The 20,160-nt window shown below is 39.6% G+C and carries 17 protein-coding genes, 1 tRNA gene, 1 pseudogene and 1 other annotated feature; of the genes and pseudogenes, 3 read left to right on the top strand and 16 right to left on the bottom strand.

Annotation, left to right across the window (positions count from 1 at the left end; translation table 11 throughout):
* Positions 1-23: 23 nt before the first annotated feature.
* From leuB to ilvE, 6 genes are all read right to left on the bottom strand, one after another.
* Complete coding sequence (gene leuB, locus ES896_RS07090) at positions 24-1,121, bottom strand: 3-isopropylmalate dehydrogenase (protein ID WP_007501577.1); 1,098 nt, start codon at positions 1,119-1,121, stop codon at positions 24-26.
* Positions 1,122-1,139: 18 nt separating this feature from the next.
* Entirely contained in the window at positions 1,140-2,693 is a 1,554-nt protein-coding gene (locus tag ES896_RS07085) for a 2-isopropylmalate synthase (RefSeq protein ID WP_008342850.1), read from the bottom strand.
* Positions 2,680-3,708, bottom strand: coding sequence for a ketol-acid reductoisomerase (gene ilvC / locus ES896_RS07080; RefSeq protein WP_007501581.1), 1,029 nt, complete (start codon positions 3,706-3,708; stop codon positions 2,680-2,682). The genes ES896_RS07085 and ilvC overlap by 14 nt, the downstream gene beginning before the upstream one ends.
* Before the next feature lie 18 nt (positions 3,709-3,726).
* A complete protein-coding gene (gene ilvN / locus ES896_RS07075; RefSeq protein ID WP_007501584.1) occupies positions 3,727-4,245 on the bottom strand; it encodes an acetolactate synthase small subunit in 519 nt (172 codons plus the stop codon).
* On the bottom strand, positions 4,242-5,966 hold the full coding sequence (ilvB, locus tag ES896_RS07070; protein ID WP_008342854.1) for an acetolactate synthase large subunit: 1,725 nt from the start codon (positions 5,964-5,966) through the stop codon (positions 4,242-4,244). The genes ilvN and ilvB overlap by 4 nt, the downstream gene beginning before the upstream one ends.
* 122 nt (positions 5,967-6,088) lie before the next feature.
* Positions 6,089-6,336: a binding site (T-box leader), on the bottom strand.
* A gap of 8 nt (positions 6,337-6,344) precedes the next feature.
* Positions 6,345-7,259, bottom strand: a complete 915-nt coding sequence (gene ilvE / locus ES896_RS07065) for a branched-chain-amino-acid transaminase (protein WP_008342856.1) — start codon at positions 7,257-7,259, stop codon at positions 6,345-6,347.
* Positions 7,260-7,692: 433 nt separating this feature from the next.
* Between ilvE and ES896_RS07060 the strand changes: the two genes are divergently transcribed.
* Complete coding sequence (locus ES896_RS07060) at positions 7,693-8,736, top strand: lactonase family protein (protein WP_008342861.1); 1,044 nt, start codon at positions 7,693-7,695, stop codon at positions 8,734-8,736.
* Between the two features lie 195 nt (positions 8,737-8,931).
* On the opposite strand, the gene ES896_RS07055 is transcribed toward ES896_RS07060, so the two are convergent.
* The 9 genes and pseudogenes from ES896_RS07055 to ES896_RS07010 form a co-directional block, all read right to left on the bottom strand.
* Entirely contained in the window at positions 8,932-9,351 is a 420-nt protein-coding gene (locus ES896_RS07055; protein WP_008342863.1) for a YkvA family protein, read from the bottom strand.
* 95 nt (positions 9,352-9,446) lie between these two features.
* Positions 9,447-10,613, bottom strand: coding sequence for a D-alanyl-lipoteichoic acid biosynthesis protein DltD (gene dltD, locus ES896_RS07050; RefSeq protein ID WP_017358151.1), 1,167 nt, complete (start codon positions 10,611-10,613; stop codon positions 9,447-9,449).
* A complete protein-coding gene (dltC, locus tag ES896_RS07045; RefSeq protein ID WP_017367737.1) occupies positions 10,613-10,849 on the bottom strand; it encodes a D-alanine--poly(phosphoribitol) ligase subunit 2 in 237 nt (78 codons plus the stop codon). The genes dltD and dltC overlap by 1 nt, the downstream gene beginning before the upstream one ends.
* 21 nt (positions 10,850-10,870) lie before the next feature.
* Positions 10,871-12,055 carry a D-alanyl-lipoteichoic acid biosynthesis protein DltB gene (gene dltB, locus ES896_RS07040; RefSeq protein WP_019744116.1) on the bottom strand — a complete coding sequence of 395 codons (1,185 nt, stop codon included), beginning with the start codon at positions 12,053-12,055 and terminating at the stop codon, positions 10,871-10,873.
* Complete coding sequence (gene dltA, locus ES896_RS07035; RefSeq protein WP_058213893.1) at positions 12,052-13,557, bottom strand: D-alanine--poly(phosphoribitol) ligase subunit DltA; 1,506 nt, start codon at positions 13,555-13,557, stop codon at positions 12,052-12,054. Before dltA ends, dltB begins: the two co-directional genes overlap by 4 nt.
* Before the next feature lie 14 nt (positions 13,558-13,571).
* Positions 13,572-13,721 (bottom strand): teichoic acid D-Ala incorporation-associated protein DltX, encoded by a 150-nt coding sequence (locus tag ES896_RS07030; protein WP_024427820.1) that lies wholly within the window; start codon positions 13,719-13,721, stop codon positions 13,572-13,574.
* A 254-nt stretch (positions 13,722-13,975) separates the two neighbouring features.
* A complete protein-coding gene (locus tag ES896_RS07025; protein WP_234922823.1) occupies positions 13,976-15,244 on the bottom strand; it encodes a Kelch repeat-containing protein in 1,269 nt (422 codons plus the stop codon).
* Between the two features lie 237 nt (positions 15,245-15,481).
* Positions 15,482-15,940, bottom strand: a pseudogene (locus ES896_RS20285) (DUF4241 domain-containing protein); the annotation flags it as partial.
* Positions 15,941-16,629: 689 nt separating this feature from the next.
* Complete coding sequence (locus tag ES896_RS07010; protein ID WP_202734720.1) at positions 16,630-17,634, bottom strand: DNA cytosine methyltransferase; 1,005 nt, start codon at positions 17,632-17,634, stop codon at positions 16,630-16,632.
* Positions 17,635-17,821: 187 nt separating this feature from the next.
* On the opposite strand from ES896_RS07010, the gene ES896_RS07005 reads away from it, so the two are divergent.
* On the top strand, positions 17,822-18,037 hold the full coding sequence (locus tag ES896_RS07005) for a helix-turn-helix domain-containing protein (protein ID WP_135226641.1): 216 nt from the start codon (positions 17,822-17,824) through the stop codon (positions 18,035-18,037).
* 16 nt (positions 18,038-18,053) lie between these two features.
* A complete protein-coding gene (locus ES896_RS07000; protein ID WP_135226640.1) occupies positions 18,054-19,292 on the top strand; it encodes a phospholipase D-like domain-containing protein in 1,239 nt (412 codons plus the stop codon).
* Between the two features lie 737 nt (positions 19,293-20,029).
* Here the strand turns inward: ES896_RS07000 and ES896_RS06995 are convergent.
* A tRNA-Arg gene (locus ES896_RS06995) sits at positions 20,030-20,103 on the bottom strand.
* Positions 20,104-20,160: the final 57 nt, after the last annotated feature.

Raw genomic sequence — 20,160 nt, 5'->3', positions numbered from 1 at the left:
ACCTAATTCAACAAGATTTCTATTTATACAATGGTTTTCGCCCGTTGTTTGAGTGCATCTACAACGGCTTTCGTGATATCATCAGTCGTTTCATACGTTCCCTCTTTTGATGCTAGGTCCTTTGTTCGTTTGCCAGAGGCAAGGACGGCTTCCACAGCTGCTTCAATTGCAGCCGCTTCTTCTTCTAAAGCAAAGGATGTTCTAAGCAAGCTGGCTGCTGACAATATAGTAGCCAGAGGGTTTGCGACATTTTGCCCCGCAATATCGGGTGCTGAACCATGAATCGGCTCATATAAATGAAGGCCGGTGCTTGATAAACTAGCAGATGGCAGCATGCCGAGTGAGCCAGTAATCATAGATGCTTCGTCACTTAAAATGTCACCAAACATATTCTCTGTCACGATGACATCAAATTGAGCGGGCTTATAAATCAGCTGCATCGCGGCATTATCGACGAGCATGTGCTCATATGCGACATCTGGATATTGGGATGCAACTTCTTCTACCGCATCCCGCCATAGTTTACTCGAAGCGAGAACATTTGCTTTATCCACAGACGTTACTTTTTTCCGTCTCGTTAATGCCATGTCGAACGCTTCTTTTAATACACGAACAATCTCTTCCTTTGTATAAAGAAGTGTATCAACCGCAGCTTCTTTTCCTTCATCATCCGTGTAGCGCTCACTTGGTTCGCCAAAGTAGAGGCCTCCAGTTAATTCACGAACGATGACGAAATCTACTCCGCTAATGTGATCTTGTTTTAACGGTGAAGCCTCACTCAAGCTATCAAATACTTTGACAGGGCGGATGTTCGCAAATAAGTCCAGCTGCTTGCGAATGGAGAGCAAGCCTTTTTCTGGGCGAAGTTCTGGCGGGTTTTGATCCCACTTTGGTCCGCCAACGGCTCCTAATAAAATCGCATCTGCGCTTTTGCACACTTCTACTGTTTCTTTAGGGAGCGGATTGTTTTTTTCATCTATCGCTATACCGCCAATGAGAGCTGTTTCGAATTCAAATTCGTGTTGAAATTGAGCCGCTGTCTCTTTCAGGACAGCGACAGCTGATGTGACGACTTCCGGTCCGATTCCATCGCCGGGCAAAAGTGCAATTTTCTTTTTCATGAGTCCCTTCCTCCTTTCTTATGAGATGGCGTGATGTTTCTCAATTTCTATTAGGTTTGATTTAAAGATTAAATGTCTATTCACTGCATTGACGTAAGCTTTAGCCGATGCTTCCAGCACATCTTGCGCTACACCGCGTCCTGCTGTTTCTTTTCCTTCTATTGAAACAGTGACATATACTTCCGCTAGTGCGTCTCTGCCTTTTCCATTGGATTGAATACGATAATCTAGCAAATGAATTCTTTCCTCCATACAGCGCTCAAGCGTGTTGTACACAGCTTCTACACTGCCTGCACCTGTAGCTGCTTCTTGAATGACTTCCTGCGTTTCTTGATTTTTAAGAGAGACTGTTGCGGTCGGCATTTGCTCTGTCCCATAGTGAACTTGAAGACTTTCAAATTCATAGCCAATTTTACGGTCTGCTACTTTTTCTTCTAATATAATAGAGATCAAATCATCATCTGTGATTTCTTTCTTCTTCTCTGTTAAGTTCTTAAAAGTTTCGAAGAACTTATTGATCTCTTCTTCAGTCAATTTAAAGCCGAGTGTTTTTAAGCGGTCTTTAAACGCGTGTCTTCCGGAGTGTTTACCAAGGACAAGCACATCTGTTGTGACGCCTACAAGCTCTGGAGAGATAATTTCATAGGTTGTTTTTTCTTTGAGGAATCCATCTTGGTGAATACCTGATTCATGGGCAAATGCATTGTTTCCAACGACTGCTTTATTACGCGGTACAATCATACCTGAGTATTTGCTCACTACATCACTTGTGCGCTTAATTTCATTCAACTGAATGGTTGATTCGACTTGGTAAAAGTCTTTGCGAATATGAAGGGCAACTGCAATTTCTTCTAAAGCAGCATTTCCTGCGCGCTCTCCAATACCGTTGACAGCTGTTTCAATTTGATCTGCTCCATTTTCAATGGCAGCAAGTGAGTTCGCTACAGCCATTCCTAAATCATCATGACAGTGTGCTGACAAGATGACTTGATCGATATTTGGAACGTGTTCCTTCATATATTTAAAGATATTTCCGTACTCTTTTGGTGCTAGGTATCCAACAGTATCAGGCAAGTTAATGACACTTGCGCCTGCGTCGATCACTTTTTCTACAATTTCTGCTAGGAAAGAAAGATCTGTCCGGCATGCATCTTCTGCTGACCACTGAACAACTGGGAAGCGCTCTTTCGCGTATTTCACCATTGAAACAGCTTGTTCAACCACTTCTTCACGTGTTTTCTTTAGCTTATGCTTGAGGTGAATGTCAGAAGTCGCAATAAAGACGTGTATTCTTGGTTGAGCTCCATCTTTTAATGCGTCCCATGCAGCATCAATGTCACCTTTCACACATCGTGCAAGTCCTGCAACTGAACAGTTCTTAATCGTTCTTGCAATTTCTTGTACGCCTAAGAAATCCCCTCGGGATGAAGCGGGAAAACCCGCTTCAATAATATTAACCCCAAGGCGCTCAAGCTGCTTAGCAATGATTAGCTTTTCTTGTGCATTTAAGTTCACTCCTGGTGATTGCTCTCCATCTCGAAGTGTTGTGTCAAAAAAATTAATTTTTCGCACCGACGCTCACCGCTTCCTTTTTCTTTCCTTGTTTAACGAAAGGCATCATTTCACGAAGCTTTCTTCCGACGATTTCAATTTGGTGCTCATTTTCATTTGCATTGATCGCATTGAAACGTGGACGATTCACTTGGTTTTCAACAATCCATTCTTTTGCGAATGTTCCGTTTTGGATGTCAGTCAAGACTGCTTTCATTGATTCTTTTACTTTTGCATCCACAACGCGTGGTCCTGATACGAAGTCACCCCACTGCGCTGTATCAGAGATTGAATATCTCATACCTTCTAATCCTTCTTCATACATAAGGTCAACGATCAATTTCAGTTCATGCAGACACTCGAAGTATGCAAGCTCTGGCTGATAACCAGCTTCTGTTAATGTTTCAAAACCTGCTTTTACTAATGAAGTAAGACCTCCACAAAGAACTGCCTGCTCACCGAATAGATCCGTTTCTGTTTCTTCTTTAAATGTTGTTTCAAGAACGCCTGCTCTTGCTCCGCCGATTGCTTTTGCATAAGCAAGTGCTTTGTCTTTCGCTTGACCTGATACATCTTGATAAATAGCAAATAGTGCAGGTACACCAGCGCCTTGCTCATATGTTCTTCTGACAAGATGTCCTGGACCTTTTGGAGCCACAAGATACACATCTACGTCACTTGGAGGAACAATTTGATGGAAGTGAACGTTGAATCCGTGTGCGAATACAAGAGAGTTGCCAGCTTCTAATTGATCTTTGATTTCTTCATCATATACTTTCTTTTGCTGTTCGTCAGGAAGTAATACCATGACGACATCTGCTTGTGCTGCTGCTTCTTTTACTGTGAATACTTGATGACCGTCTTCTTGTGCTTTTGTATAAGATCCGCCTTTTCTCACACCGACAATCACATCTACGCCGCTCTCTTTTAAGTTCAATGCATGTGCATGACCTTGTGATCCGTAACCAATGATAGCTACCTTTTGACCGTTTAATACGTTTTCTTGAATATCACCGTTATAATATACTTTTACCATTTGACTCTCTCCTTTTGTTTAGACAATTGAAATTGTTTTATTTGTTTGCGGCTTTTGCTGATTATCTCTCGCAAAGGCCGTGGTGCCAGTTCTGGCGACTTCTTTAATGCCGTATGGCTTAAGTAATTCAATGAGTGCTTCAATTTTTGAAGACTCACCTGTCACCTGAATGACGACACTCTCTCTGCTCACATCTACAATAGAAGCTCTAAAAGGTTCAATGACCCCCGTGATCTCCATTCTAGATGCTGGTGCAGATACGACTTTTATCAAAGCCAGCTCTCGCTGAACGATTGATTGGTTTGTAATGTCTGTTACTTTCAGAACATCGATTTGTTTGTTCAGCTGTTTTGTCAGCTGTTCGATGTCTTTCTCTTGGTCTACATGGACGACGAACGTGATGCGTGATACATCTTGAATCTCAGAATGGCCGACCGTAATGCTTTCAATGTTGTAGTGTCTTTTCGTAAAAAGGCCTGTGATTCTGTTCAGTACGCCTGATCGATTTAATACAGTCAACACAATAATTCTTTTCAAGGTTTCACCCCCACCATCTCATGAAGTCCTTTCCCCGGTGCTACCATCGGGAATACTTTTTCATCTCTCGCTACATTGACATCGATGAAAACAGGCTCTCTAGAGGTTAAGGCTTCTTCGAGTTTTTCTTGCGCCTCTTCGTCTGATGAGATTCTGATCCCTTTAATGCCATAAGCTTCAGATAATTTCACGAAGTCTGGCTGCTCTGAAAATTTAGAATGTGAGTAGCGTTCTTCGTAAAAAATTTCTTGCCATTGTCTTACCATTCCAAGACTGTGATTATTGAGAACAATCACTTTCACCGGAAGGTTCAGCTCACGGATAACGGCAAGTTCTTGCAGGGTCATTTGGAAACCTCCGTCTCCTAAAATCGCCACAACCGTTGCCTCTTGATCAGCTAGCTGCGCGCCAATCGCTGCCGGTAAACCAAATCCCATTGTGCCAAGCCCACCAGATGTCACCCATTTATCGGCATTTTCAAATGGATAGAACTGTGCAGCCCACATTTGGTGCTGCCCAACATCGGTTGCCACAATGGCTTCACCTTTTGTAAATTGATGAATGTATTCGATCAGCTTTTGAGGCTTAAAGCCTTCAGCTTCGTTTTCGACATACCAGAGTGGATATTCTTCCTTCCACTGATTTAGCTGGCTCTTCCACTCGTCTGATTCACCTTGTTTCCCGTCCTGTTTGATCAGTTCTTGAAGCACTAGCTTACTATCACCAACAACCGGGATATGAGTGTGAATGTTTTTACCAATTTCCGCTGGGTCGATGTCAATATGAGCCACCTTCGCATGCTTTGCAAAATGATTGAGGTTGCCGGTTACCCTGTCATCAAATCTAGCGCCGATTGAAATGAGTAAGTCACATTGATGAAGTGCCATGTTCGCTGCATATGTGCCGTGCATACCCGCCATTCCTAGGAAAAGAGGATGCTTTGCCGGGAATCCGCCAAGTCCAAGCAATGTATGAGCGACAGGGATTTGCTGCTGCTCTACATATTGCCTTAATTCTTCCGACGCTTTGCCATGAAGAACGCCAGCTCCTGCTAGAATAACTGGTTTCTTTGCTCTGCTTACAGCTTCTACTAACTTGCGAATTTGCAAATAATTCGGCTCAATTTTCGGCTGATAACCAGGCAAATCGATTGGCTGATCGTATTCAAATGTCCCTTCGATGCCAGCGACATCTTTTGGAATATCAATCAAGACTGGACCAGGTCTGCCGGTTGTTGCGATGTGAAATGCTTCTTTAATGACACCTGGTAACTCTTCTGGACGTCTCACTTGATAGCTGTGTTTTGTGATTGGCATTGTGATACCAAGTACATCTGCTTCTTGGAAAGCATCTGATCCAATGACTGAGGTTGCCACCTGTCCAGTAAAGATAACCATAGGTAGTGAATCAATCATCGCATCTGCAATTCCTGTGACTAGATTTGTTGCCCCCGGTCCTGATGTGGCAATGACAACGCCTGGTTTACCAGATACTCTCGCGTATCCCTCCGCTGCGTGAATCGCTCCTTGCTCATGTCTTGGCAGGACATGAAATAAACCAGAATCGTAAATTTTATCGTAGATCGGTAAAACGGCTCCGCCAGGATAACCAAAAATGACTTCTACTTTTTCTCTTTTGAGTGCTTCAATTAACATGAGTGCACCGTTCATCGTTTGTGGTGCATTTGATTTTTCCGTCTCCATTTGTACATTTGTCCCCATTTGATTTCCTCCTCTTTGTCTTGCTTCAGTCAAGTTCTTTCACCCTTTTCCATTCAAGATAGAGATATGAGACCATATAAAAAAGCCTTCTCACCCCACAATGACACTACTTTTCACTAGGTCAAAGGGGCGAAAAAGCTTTGTTTTTCGCGGTACCACCCTTGTTCACGGCAAATCATGCTGCCGTCTCATGGACATCTTTCATCCATTTTGGTAACGAGTGATGCAATGTCACTCGGTCTGCCCTACTATCATTTCAAGCAGACACTCAGAGGTGAGTTCACTTTAGAAAGTAACACCGGTTTCCAGCTAGCACCGGCTCTCTGTAGATACTGACTCTAAAGCTACTAGTCCTCTTCAACGTTTATCGATATCTATTTAGCTTGCGTGAATGTTTTCATCGGTAAAGACTACTTTTTCTCCTTCTTCAACGACTCGCTTGCGGAATTGTTCAAGAAGTTTATTTGTGTGGAACCCCGGTTTTCCTTCGCCAATGATACGGCCGTCAACTTTTACAACAGCGATGACTTCGGCAGCGGTTCCTGTCAGGAAGACTTCTTCAGCTGTATACACATCATGCCTTGTGAAAGGTTCTTCTTTCACTTCGTAGCCTAAGTCTTCTGCGATTTCCATGATGGCATTTCTTGTGATGCCTTCAAGTGCGCCGATATAACCTGGCGGTGTATAAAGCTTGCCTTTTTTATAAATAAACACGTTGTCCGCTGAACCTTCAGCCACATACCCTTGATCGTTCAGCATGAGCGCTTCACTGACACCGGCCATATGGGCTTCAATTCGGACAAGAATGTTATTCAAATAGTTTAATGATTTCACTTTCGGACTCAATACGTCAGGACGATTTCGTCTCGTTGGTACTGTCACAATATCAATACCTGTTTCATATAGGTGCTTTGGAAAGATGGCCAGCGGCTCTACAATGATCACTGTGTTGGCTCTCCCGCAGTTGTTTGGATCTAAGCCAAGATCACCGGCTCCTCTTGAGACAACAAGGCGGATATAGGCATCTTTTAGGCCGTTCCTTTCAACTGTATGAATCATTTTTTCAGTGAGCTCCTCAAGTGAATATGGAATGTTCAGCATAATGGATCTAGCGGAATCATACAGGCGATCTAAGTGTTCTTTCATTCGAAAGATATTTCCGTTATATACACGTATTCCTTCGAACACACCGTCACCATATAAGAAGCCATGATCATAAACTGAAATTTTCGCATCCTCTTTTTTCACGAGTTCATCGTTTAAAAAGATCCACTGTTCCTTTTGGTCTTCCATCTTCAGTGAGCACCCTCTCTTTCAAACAAAAAGTAGTTGAATTTTCAGACACTTTATTTTGAAGTGTCTCACGCTTGCTCTTTCGTGTTTGTTTGCTTTTGTTGAACCCATCTTACGCCCCTTTCCATACAGTGTCAACAGCATTTTTAAAATTATTAGACAATTTAGACTAATCAAAATAAAATGTATACGCTTACACCTTTGCTAGACAAGGAATGAAAAAACCTAAAATTTTTTGTATTTTTTCTTCAATTTATTTACTCTACATGAACGGTTTTCTTTTGAACAAGCTTTTGTGATATTTTTTCACACGGTTTTTGAAGAATATTGTGAGATTTCATTGCGTTTGTTTTTTCCTTCAGCATGCCTTTCTAAAGCGTTTTCCTATGAATTTGTGATAGAATGAGAGCATCTAATAGAAGGAGGGCAATACATGGCTAACATCAGAGGTTATATCGGAACGTATACAAAGGGAGACAGCAAAGGAATCTATTCTTTTACTTTAAATACGGACAAGCAGCAGATTGAACAAGTAGAAGTGGCTGCAGAACTTGAAAATCCTACATATTTAACTGTCTCAGATTCTCAAAAGTTTGTGTATGCTGTTGTGAAAGAAGGAGCACAGGGCGGTCTTGCTGCGTATCAAATTGATGCCGACACCGGCGCACTTCGTTTCATCAACCAAGAGCTTGCCGATGGGGCTTCTCCTTGTCACGTCAGCGTGGACAGCCAAACGAAAACGGCGTTTACAGCAAACTATCATAAAGGAACAGCAGAGATGTATGAAATTGATGCTGAAAACGGCTCAGTGATCCGCACACTGTCACAGGCGCAGCATGAAGGCACTGGACCAAACGAAGACCGTCAAGAAAAACCGCACACCCACTTTATGGGTTTGACGCCTGATGAACAATTTGCGGTGGCTGTTGACCTTGGCACAGACGGTATTTATACGTATAAGAAAGAAAACGGCAAACTTGAGCTTGCCCATACATTTGAAACAAAACCAGGCAGCGGCCCTCGTCATATCACATTCCACCCAACGAAACCTGTGGCATATGTCATGACAGAGCTCAGCTCAGAGGTCATTGTACTTCGTTACTTTGAAGATGGTCATTTCGAAGAGATCCAAACGATCGCAACCATTCCTAATGACTTCACAGAGAATAATCAAGGCAGCGCCATTCATGTGTCTTCTGACGGTCAATTTGTGTATGCAGGAAATCGTGGACATGACAGCATTGCCATTTTCAAAGCAGATCATGACGGCAAACTAAGCCTCGTTGAAATTGCTTCATCTGAAGGAAATTGGCCTAGAGACTTTGTCCTTGATCCAACAGAAGAATTTCTCGTTGGTTCAAACCAAGAATCTAGCAACCTTGTGTTATACAAACGTGACAAAGAAACCGGTCGACTCACTGTCTTACAATCAGACATCACCGTTCCGCATCCGGTTTGCGTGAAATTTTTAGGGTAATGAAAAAAGCCTCCGTTTAGGAGGCATTAGATTGTTGACAAAGGGCTAAAATGAACTTTATTTTAGCCCTTTGTCTTTTTTTCAGCGTAGTTGAAAACCCTTGAAGTCTAGGAAGAACGAGCACCGAAGCGCAGGACTGACAAAGAATACGAGGGTTTGTCTACACGCTGAAGCCTCCGTTTAAGAGGCTTTTCTTTAAGCAGACGGCATACCTCCATCTTCAAGCTTTTGATCAATGAAAGACGTATCGCTTTTTTCACCGAACCATTTTCCCAGCCTGTCTTTCGCTTTTCCTTTGACATCGTCATCAATGTACATTGCCACTTGAAGCAGAGCAAATGTGATGGCGCCTAGATCATCTGTGTAGCCGATCCCCACCAATGTATCAGGGATCAGATCAATCGGAAGGATAAAGTACCCTAGCGCCCCAATGATGAGGGTTTTCGCTTTAACCGGTACTTCGGGTTTTTGCAATGTATAATAAAGTAATAACACAGCATAGACAAGAGAAACTCCAGCTTTTTGTGCCGTCTTTTTTAACTTTTCCCAAAAGGCATGATCATTAAAATGCTTTTTTGAACGCTTTAATAGTTCTTTTTTCTCAGAACGATTCATCGTATCGCCTCCATATTCAGCATAGCCCTTCCACCTTATTTATACAAGAAATCCACTCATTCGACAAACAAAAAGCAGCAGAAAGCTGCTGCAATCTACTGCTCTTTGTAAAACTTTTCGATCGCCTTATCGATGTATACCCATCCTTTATACGACACATGAATCGTATCCTTAAAGAAATATGGGTCATACTCATGCGAAGTCAAATCTGCGACTTCATACCCGTTATCTCGAATTTGACGATTGATTTTTTGATAATAATCTGTACGTCCCTCTTTCGGAAAACCAGTGTAATCATACCATTTTCCGTTGACGGGAATCGTCACAAATAAAGGCTTCGCCCCTGCCTGTTTTAAAATATCCAGCATGATCTGGAAATCTTTATATTCAGGTGATTCTGCATAAGAATTGTCGCGACGAGAATCCTTCATCTTTTTCATGATCGGCTTCAGCTTGCGGTCAAACAGTCTCTGATCAATATAAAACGGGTTGTCCCCTGCTTTTTCAGATCCTAAGACGCTCGCTTCTTTTTCAAGCTCAGTCCATGTTTTCCCTTTCACTGAAGGAGACGGACGAAGCTTGCGCTCATGCCCAGACCCGATCGTATAGTACATGTCTTTCTTTTGAAGCATGCCATAATACATTTTTGCAATAGGAGAAATCGCGCCATAGGCGAATTTGTTCCCAGAAAGCTCTGCTTTAAAAAGCTCTGTGATGACCATGTCGTTCTTTACTGCCTTAAACTTCATGATTCTTTTGATGAGCTCTTTTTTAACAGCTGGATCAATTTCTTTATTATAAGCGAGATCAAGCGCCTGAAGCGCTGAATAGTTAGGAGCAAAGTGATTCTCGTCTGATCCCCATTTGACAAACCACTGCGGGGACACGATAAACACAAGCTTTTTCCCTTTTAATTCATCCATATGCGCTGCAAAGTTCATGGCATGAATTAATGATTGCGATCCACCTTTTCCAACAAGATAAGGTGTAAACCCTTGAGGATTTTCATGAAAGAAATTCGAAGGGTGATATGGATCAAAACGTGATAGTTCAGAAGATCCATAGATCGGCAAATAAGTTGGATCTTTTAGCATTTCATCTTGTAAATAAAGCCCTTGGAACATCCCTGGATCTAATTCTGTGGCTGACTTTTGTAATTTGTCTTTTGGGATCAGATGTGAGAGCCATGCATTTGGTACAAGAAGAACACCAATGAATAGAACAGCCGCTAAAATAAGCGGCCCAAAAAAACGCTTTTTCATTACTTCATCTCTGCCAGCTGCTCAGCAATGTGATTCGGTGTATCCCACACATCACGATCAAATTCTGTAATTGGAACCATAATTCCTAGCTGACTTTCAATTGCCATGAGCAATTCAACTGTACCAAATGAATCAAGAAGACCTTCTTCAAAAATCGCAATCTCTGGATTTTCTTTCACAACGTCATCCTGACAAACCTCTGCAATAATACCGTATACTTGATTTTTAAATTCCATAATTTTCTACTCCCTTATCCATTAATGATGAAATGGTTTTCCTGAAAAAATATAAAAACCGAAACAAATGACGTGGAATGTAATAATGATCGATACAACCATTGTGACCTTATTATCCGGCCACCACTTGTGCTTTTTATTCCACTTCTCAAATAAATTGTAACCGGACATCACAACTGCATGGTATAGTCCGTAAATAATATATTGAAGGGCGAGACCATGCCAAGCACCCATCAATAGAAAGAGGACAAAGTACCCAATATTTGATACAGCCATCCGGTTCTTGATCCACTTCTTCTTTGTCATAAAGAACACAAATCTCATAAACACATAATCTCTGAACCAGAAGGATAGCGACATGTGCCAGCGATTCCAGAAGTCTTTAATATTACGGCTGATAAACGGTTTATTAAAGTTTTCTGGTGATTTAATACCCATGATATAACTCACACCTACAGCAAATGCTGTATATCCAGCAAAGTCAAAGAACAAATACATACTGTACGCATACATATACGTTAACTGTTGAACAAAGTGACTGCTGCTAATGTGGTGAATATTCATCAGAATATATGTGTGAATGAGATAACCAATAATGAACTTATATAAGAACCCAATAAAAATTTTATGAATCCCTGCATATAAAAGATCACTGTACACTTCTTTTTCAGGCGGTGTATCCATATCCTTTTCAAACCGGCGGTAACGGTCAATTGGACCTGACGAAATCGTCGGGAAAAAGACGATGAAATAGACCAAACGGTGAATCGGGATTTTCTTTTTAATCAAGCCGTCTCTCGTCTCGATAATCAACTGAACACCTTTAAATGTTAAGTACGAGATCCCTAAAAAGCTCAGCCAGTTCATTGGTGGCGGTTGATGCGGCTGATGAGTTAAAAAGAACGGTAAAACCTTTGATAGTACAAGCGGCAAAATAGATGCCACCACTGCCATATAGAAGACAGACGCCCTGTTCGCCTTCAACCGGTACGCAAGATATAGGCGGATAATCAAGACTTGCCATACTGTGAACAAGAACAGCAACAAAGCGCCATGTGCATCCTTTGAGAAAATAAGCGCGAGTGCCACAACCGTTGCAAACATGTTGTAGCCCTGCATTCTTTTGCCGCGAAGACCAAGAATCATCGTCGGCAAAAGAAGAATACCAATTAGAATGAAGAAAAAGAATGAACTAAACGGAATCATAGAAGAACCTCTTTCGCGATTCTTTTACGGTCAACCTTCCCGTTTGGCGTCATGTACAGCTGCTCAAGATAGACAAACTTTCTTGGAATCATGTACGCAGGCAGTGAATCCGCCATTTCTTTCTTAATCGCACTTGTCAGCTGATATTCTTTTTCAAAGGAATGCTCAGTTGGGACAATTGCTGCAATTAAGTACTCCACATGCCCGTTTGGCTGAAACGGCACAATCACACAAGCATTGACATAGGTTGTCTCGCTTACATGATATTCAATTTCTTCAAGCTCCATTCGGTATCCATGTAGCTTAATTTGATAGTCCAGACGACCGTGGCACGTAATCAAACCATCCTGCGCCACACCTGCGTCACCTGTGCGGTAAGCAGGGCGTCCTTCGTATTCAAAGAACACTTTATCCGTTAAGGCTTGTTCACCTAAGTAGCCTCTCGTGACGCTTGGCCCCACGATGACAATTTCCCCTTTTTCCCCATCAGGGAGTGTCTTGCCTTCTTCATCTAAAATGACGATATCTGTATCCGGTTTGGCATAACCCACTGGTAAAGAATCGTGCTGATCAAGAATCTCCTGCGTGACTTCAATCGATGTAATCGCAACAGTTGCTTCAGTTGGACCATACGTATTAAAGACCTGCGCCTTAGGAAAACGCTCAAGAAGCGCACTTGCTACAGAGACAGGAAGTGCCTCACCGCAGAAAAGGAAAACGTTTAGCTTTGGTAAAAGCTCCCCTGTAAAGGAAGGATCCATTAAGCACATTTGCACAAAGGAAGGTGTGGATGTCCACACTTCAACGTCAGATTGACCAAGCGCTGCAAACATATCCTTCGGCTTATTCACAAGATCTTTCACTAAACAGTAAAGCGTGCCGCCTGATTGAAGCGTTGGATAGAGATCCATCACTGATAAGTCAAAAGAAAACGGCGCTTGATTTAAGAACGTGCGCCCCTCACCAATTGGGAAATCGCGGCACATCCACTCTGTAAAACTTTCTAAATTATTGGCTGTTACCTGAACGCCTTTCGGTTTTCCGGTACTGCCAGACGTGTAAATAATGTAGAAAACATCATCTTGTTGAACCCACTGCGTGGATGGGGGTGCTTCTTTTTCAAGTGCTAAAAGCGATGCCGCACTCTTCACTTCAATATGTTCTTCTACATCTAATACATTCTGCTCATTTGCACATATCAATAGACTGGCTTTTGAGCTTTCAATGATTGAGACGATGCGCTCGACAGGTATTGAGATATCGACCGGAATATAGGGTCTGCCTGATTTCACAGTACCTAAGAAAGAAATCAGCATCTCTGGCTCCATATGACCGTAGACAATGACAGGTTCACTGCCAGCTGCGACTGCATCGATCGCACCAGCCATTTGGTCTGATAGACGCCAAAGCTCATCATATGTGATCGAAGCATGTTGAGAAACAAATGCTGGCTGTGTCGGTTTCGTTTGTTGGTATTCATGAATCGTGTGTAATAGTTTCATAGTTTAATCTCCAATTAAAAATCGTTGTAAATGAATGATCCCGTATTTGCTGTATGGAATCCGTAAATAAAGAACAATAATAGCAAAATAAGTAAGTAAAAGCTTGTATATCCTATCCATTTTACAGACTTATTTTCTGATAGCTTTTTGAATAGCATATTGATAACCTCTTTTCTTTTGACACTTATAAAGACGCATGGATCATCAAAAGAGTTTCATATCAAAACATAAAAATTTTAAGAATTGATGAAAAAAAGATGTCCAAAGTATGAACGTGTCTTCAGGCAAAGCTGTCTTATTGTAACAAAGATTTAATGTAATTGAAATGAAATAGAAGCTTAAATTTGCCTTAAAATTGGTGAAAGCTGTCGAATAAACGCAAAAGCCATCTAGTTAGACTAGATGGCTTTGATGTTATTTACTTTTTATATTTATTCACTTCGAACATGAGAATGTTGTTGAATACCACATAGTCCTTTTTGCTTTCAAAAGGGCCTTTGTTGTTGTCATGCTCGTCAATTTCATAAAACCCAGGACCTTCGCCGGCATCACGTTTTTTGTACCAGGATAGAAAGGCGTTGACTTCTTTCATTGAAAGGTCATACTCTTTTTGCAAACCATTGACCATTGTGATGATGAGAAGAGCATCGCCGTCTTCATCTGTTTTATCGTCTTTTGGTGGTGTGGTTGGTTCTGGGTCTTTGTCGCCTGGGGTTTCTGTGTTGTTTTCTTGAGGTAATGCGTCTTTTAGAGAAAGTGATATGACAGATTTAAATTTTTCTCTTGCGCGAGGCATATCACCATTTGTGTTTTCTTCTCCCCCAATGATATAAAGATTATCATTGACAATAGCAGCGGAGTGTCCCTTTCTATAAAAGGTTTTAGGTGTTTGAACGCTATACCTTGTTCCTAAAATTACATCATGTACCGATAATCTAGCAGTTCCACCTGTAAGTAAAACTTTATTATTGTAAACAGCTGTCGCATAATACCCCGCTGACCAACCACCTTGCTTTTTCATCCACGTATCTGTGTCAGGATCGTATTCACCGATCATTTTATTTAAAGCCTCTGTCCCTCCAGATAAATATAACTTACCATCTATCTCATTTAACGTTCCGGCAGTCACAATATAATCTAAAGAACTTTTCTTTTCCCATTTTTTCGTGTCTAGGTCATAGCTGTATGTTTTCATTTGATAGTTACCCTCTTTTGCGACAACTAAAATTTTCCCTTTTACACTGCTCGCATATATTCTATATGGTGAGACTTTTGTTTCCAACGGAATATCTTCAAGCTTTTCCCACGAATCATTTTTAGTATTATAAACTTCTACTGTCTTTACTACTCCATCTGTAGACATTCCACCTATGACATATATTTGGTCATTTAAAATTGCCGTAGCAGCCCCATATCTAGGAGTTGGCATTGATGTTTTACTTGACCATTCATTTTTCTCAGGATCATAAACAAAAGTTTGATCTGCACCTTGTCGTTGAGTTGGCCCCTGACCTCCTATGATATATATCTTGCCGTCAACTACGCCACTACTAGCACCAACACGTGCCTCTGGCAAATCTGCTTGTTCTTTCCATTCTACTGTGTCTGCTTTTACTGAATGTAACGGATAAATTAATGACGAGATTAATAGGAAGAATATTAATCCTAATCTTTTCAAGAAAATCACTCCTTAAAATTGTGTACTCAACATTTATCGGTTTTTTCATGACTTTCTTCATACTTTTGTTATATTTTTAATAATTTAACACTTTATTATCTAATACCGATTCACTAATCGTTGTATGTTTATCTATTTTTCTTCCGTTCAACTTTTATTTATTTCAACTTTATCTCCTTCACGATTTCTATAAAGACACGATATTCAGAAACAAATAAAAAAACCCATAGTTTCATGGGTTTCTCATCAGTCCACTATAAGAAAATCCGTCACAAGACAAGCAGGATCCCCGTTTTCATCCAGCCCCCAAAAGCTTGAATACATCCCATCATCGAAGCCTGTTGTAAACATGGCAATGTCCACCTTGTCATGAAAACGGGTGACAAGCCAGTCCCAAGTGTGCTTGTAGTTTTGCTCAAGCGCTTCTGCAAATTCCTCATAAAAATAAAAATCACTGTCCTCTTTATAGCGCTTATCCTCATAAGCTTATAAATATAATGCAGCCTCAGCATCCATGAAACAGCCCATACCCGTTATTCCTCGAAGAACTCGTCTTTTTAGTTCCTGTACTGCTCTAGTGGCAAGCTCCCACTCTATTGCTTGCTGGTTTGTGTAATTGATAATCGCATAGGCGACACGTTCGTCACCGTTTTTCAACTGCTTCATAATAAGAAGAATAGGATATTTCCCTAGAGCAATTTTCTTGGTAAAAGATTGATCCCCTCTGAAACAAAAGAATCACAGGCAACGACTTGCCTCTTTGTGATCTCGATATACCCTACTTAGCAAGTAATTGCTCGCCTTCTGATTGCTTTTTGTCTCTCCATATTAATAATAGTAGGTTTGTTGGATTAATGTTGTACAAGTGATCATTCATTGAAACGTTTTCGCATACTTTTTACTTCGTGAATTGGAATAATTCACATTTTATTACATAGCCACCGGTAATAAGGAGTAATAAAATTTAAATCCTGAATTTTTTATAGTAAGTTGTCTTGCAAAAAAAGAACCTCGTACGAAATAAATAGAACAAATGAAGAAGATTGACCAGTTAATGATCTTTTCTTCATTTCTTCTCCTAAATACCCCTAGAATTTTTTTCCAAAAAAATATCCAATTTCAGTTTTTATTTGTTTATAATTTGGCTTTGAATCATAGAGACATTTAACGCGAACACTCGTCTGTCGTTTAATAATATTTAACAAGATTATTAAAAGTAAAAATCAATCATTTATTTAACATTAGATCATTTTCAATGTATTAGTTCCATTTGTTTTTTTTCATCTTGACGTTTTCTCTAACATATTCAACACGGGATTGGTCAATTATTAAACAAAAAAACTTGTAGACAAAGTCTACAAGTTGAAATAACTCTTTAAAAAGACTGTATTCTTTTAAAAATCTATGTTGTTCATAACTTTCTCTTTATCTAGAACTTTAATAATGTTAGTTGCAACTCTTTTTATGACAGGAACTGTTACAGAATTTCCCGCTTGCTTGTATTTAGGTCCGTTAGCCATCTTTGCAGGAAATGTAAAATCTTTAGGAAATCCTTGCAAAAGCAAACACTCTTCTGGAGTCAATTTTCTAATATTATTTTGATAATCAAGTATCAGTGGTACATTGTGACCCCCAGTTCCCATATTAGCAGTGAGGGTCGGTGCAACATTACGTCTATTTTCCCGAACATAGACGCGTCTTAACTGATATGTTGTTTCTGTATTATGCATAGCTTCTTGTAACATTGGATAATACTGCGAAGCATCAGTATAATAATATTTATCTTCTAATTTATTATTTCTATCGATTATATTATTAAGATGGTTAGTTAAAGGTATTTTATCAGGAAATTCAAAACGTTCTGCTTGTCCAGCATCTTGAAACCCGACAATGAAAATTCGCTCTCTATTCTGAGGGACATTCCCGTGTTCCATAGAATTCAAAATTTCAGATTTTACTGTATAACCAAATGCCTCTAAGGCTTCTTTTATAATTTTATAAGTATTGCCTTTATCATGAGATTTTAAGTTTTTAACGTTTTCTAGCATTATTGCTTTTGGTAATTCTCCATGGACCTTTTCTTGGGCTTTTAACACTTCAATAATCTGAAAAAAAACATTTCCCCTTTCATCTTCAAAACCTTTTCGATATCCTGCTATTGAAAAGGCTTGGCAAGGAAATCCACCAATTAATATATCAAGCTTTGGAATAGCGGTCTTATCAACCTCTAATATGTTTCCTTCTTTCAAATAATCCTCACCGAAATTTTCCCTATATGTTATACAAGCATTTTTATCCATTTCATTTGCCCAAACAATATCAGCACCGGCTTGCTTAAAACCTAAACAAGTTCCACCAATACCAGCAAACATACTCCCTACTTTATAAGTCAATAAAATAACCTCCTACGAACACTAGTTTCACTAATGTAATCACATTTTATCACATCATAAAAAAGAATTAAATAAGATCTCATATTTAAGTGCCAAGTTTACTAAAAGAAAATAAAAAATTCACTTTAAGCAAACTTGTGATCATTTATCATATTCAAGGTGATACTATATACCAGCAAGGAGGTGGGAAGTTTTGGTCATATTTTTAGGAGACCGTATACAGAATGCAAGAGAATTAAAAGGATTGAACTCAAAACAGGCTTCTAAGTTATGCAACGTTGCACCTAGCACTTGGTCCCTCTATGAAAGTAACAAAAGAATACCCTCTGCGGAGGTTTTAAAACACATCGCAGAAAAACTAGAAGTGTCAGCGGACTATCTTTTAGGGTTAAAAGATGATTTAAAATAACGGAGGTAGAAAAATTATGTTATTTAACACGCAATCAGCCGAAAAGCAGAAGTTGTATATAAACATGTTAATGTCTGCTGGTGCACTGTCTAATCTTTTTTCGGATAATACTTCTCCCTATATTGTATCAAGAAATGTCGAGAACGCCTATTGTGAAGCTTTCGGTGCCGATAATTTAGGTAGATCTGATTGTTCTGCTGATGCTTCATTAGAGGGCATCGGTGTTGGCATAAAAACTTTTATTCATGGGAATGGCCGAACACTTCAAAAAGTTGCAGAGTTCAATAAAGATGCAGAACTTTATCGAAATAAAATGCCAAAAGAGTTGATAAATACTGTAGCTTTGCTACGTAATGAACGTATTGATTTTACAATGCGTACTTATGAGTTAAGCTCTATGATTTATCACTGCGTAACGAGAAAGCCAGGAAAAATCTTAGTATTTGAATTCACTATGGATAAAATTAATATTGATCATATTCGAAATGTTAGCTTAAGTAACAAGAACACTATTACGTTCGAGGACGGAATTAACGAGTACAGCTTCAACATTACTAAAAGTACTTTATATAAACGTTTTAACACGGTACAGCCTTTGGTAGAAATTGATGTTGATATCCTTGAAAATCCATACACTATCTTATCCAAATTAGTCAATGTCGTTTCATCAAAAGCTGGAGCCTACGAACCTACATCGTTAATCGGTAATAATACAGTAGAAGTGGAACTATTAGGTTTAGTGAAAGAAGACCTTGATTATCAGGACAAAAAAGAAATCTCTAAACCTGATTTTATAAGCTATGTAATTTTGCCACTATTCTCAGACCGTGGTAACAAACGTCACGTACCTGAGAAAAGTGGTCTAAATCAGTGGAATGCTAGCGGTAGGTCCCGTCATTATGATGAGGTATACATTCCGATTCCGAAGTGGATTCATGACGCGTTCCCCACTTTTTTCCCTAAGAGAGATGACCCCTTTAATTTAAGATTGCCAGATAAATCTCTGCTATCCGCAAAGGTTTGTCAGGATAATAGCAAAGCATTAATGTCAAATCCGAACAAAGATTTAGGTGAGTGGATGCTTCGCAAAGTATTAAATTTAAAGCCGGGAGAGCTATTAAATTTTGAATATCTGCAAGTTCTCGGTATTGATTCTGTTATTGTCTATAAACATTCTAAGAAACACTTCTCAATAGAATTTTGTGACATCGGGAGTTACGATGATTTTCAAAGCGAATGGAAAAAACATAAGTGAAAAGACTACTAATTAGACTAACTCTTGTTAAGTAAACAAATATGAAATGGAAGATGCCAGTGAAGTTATTTCTTCGAGAATGAGTGCTATAATGTTTTTTGATATAATTGTGTTTATTGTAATCCTGATCAGAAAGAAAAATTGCTCCTTTAACGATCATTTAGGATATCAAACTGTCTCAGTGCAGATACAGTTTTAAATAATAATCTGTCTCTTCTTAAACACACTTTTAAGAATGGACTCAGGAGTTTTCAAGGTTTAGACATGCATACTTTCACACTAGGTTTAAAAACCGTTTTTTCTAATAAGCGCACTTCGCTGTATGATAGTTTTTATTTCTTCCAATTATTGAACAAATAAAAACTATCTTGCTCCAATTGATCACAATCTTCAAAGAAACAAAAAGATGCTTTTAAAATTCTTAAAAAAATGTAATTTTTGTTTAATAACTAATATCAATTTTCCAAAAAATATATCAAATATTTTTTTTATTGTTGTGTAATAAAAATAAAGCCTTTTAGATAATAATTTTGCCACTTTATCTTCCGTTTTTGTATGCTTAAGAGTGAACTAATCAATTATGAAAATAGGATTTTTTGTCAACAAAAAACGCCTCCTACATCGTTAATGAAATCGGTTCAAAATTGCGTCGATTTTTAAAATTGACCGATACATTGACCGTTTCATTTAACGAGTAGAAAGCGTGTTATGACGGGCTTTGACGCCCATTTACGATACGTCCCAGGAGAGATTCGAACTCCCGACCGACGGCTTAGAAGGCCGTTGCTCTATCCTGCTGAGCTACTGGGACATGTTGTTATGTAGTGTGCTTTGGTGTATTACCTCAGCGACAAGATTTATTATATTA

This window comes from Bacillus sp. 005/A4HT-01/001, assembly GCF_004634445.1.
GTDB lineage: Bacteria > Bacillota > Bacilli > Bacillales > Bacillaceae > Bacillus > Bacillus altitudinis.
Note: the sequence above shows the minus strand (reverse complement) of the source record. Positions and strands in the feature narration are given on the sequence as shown.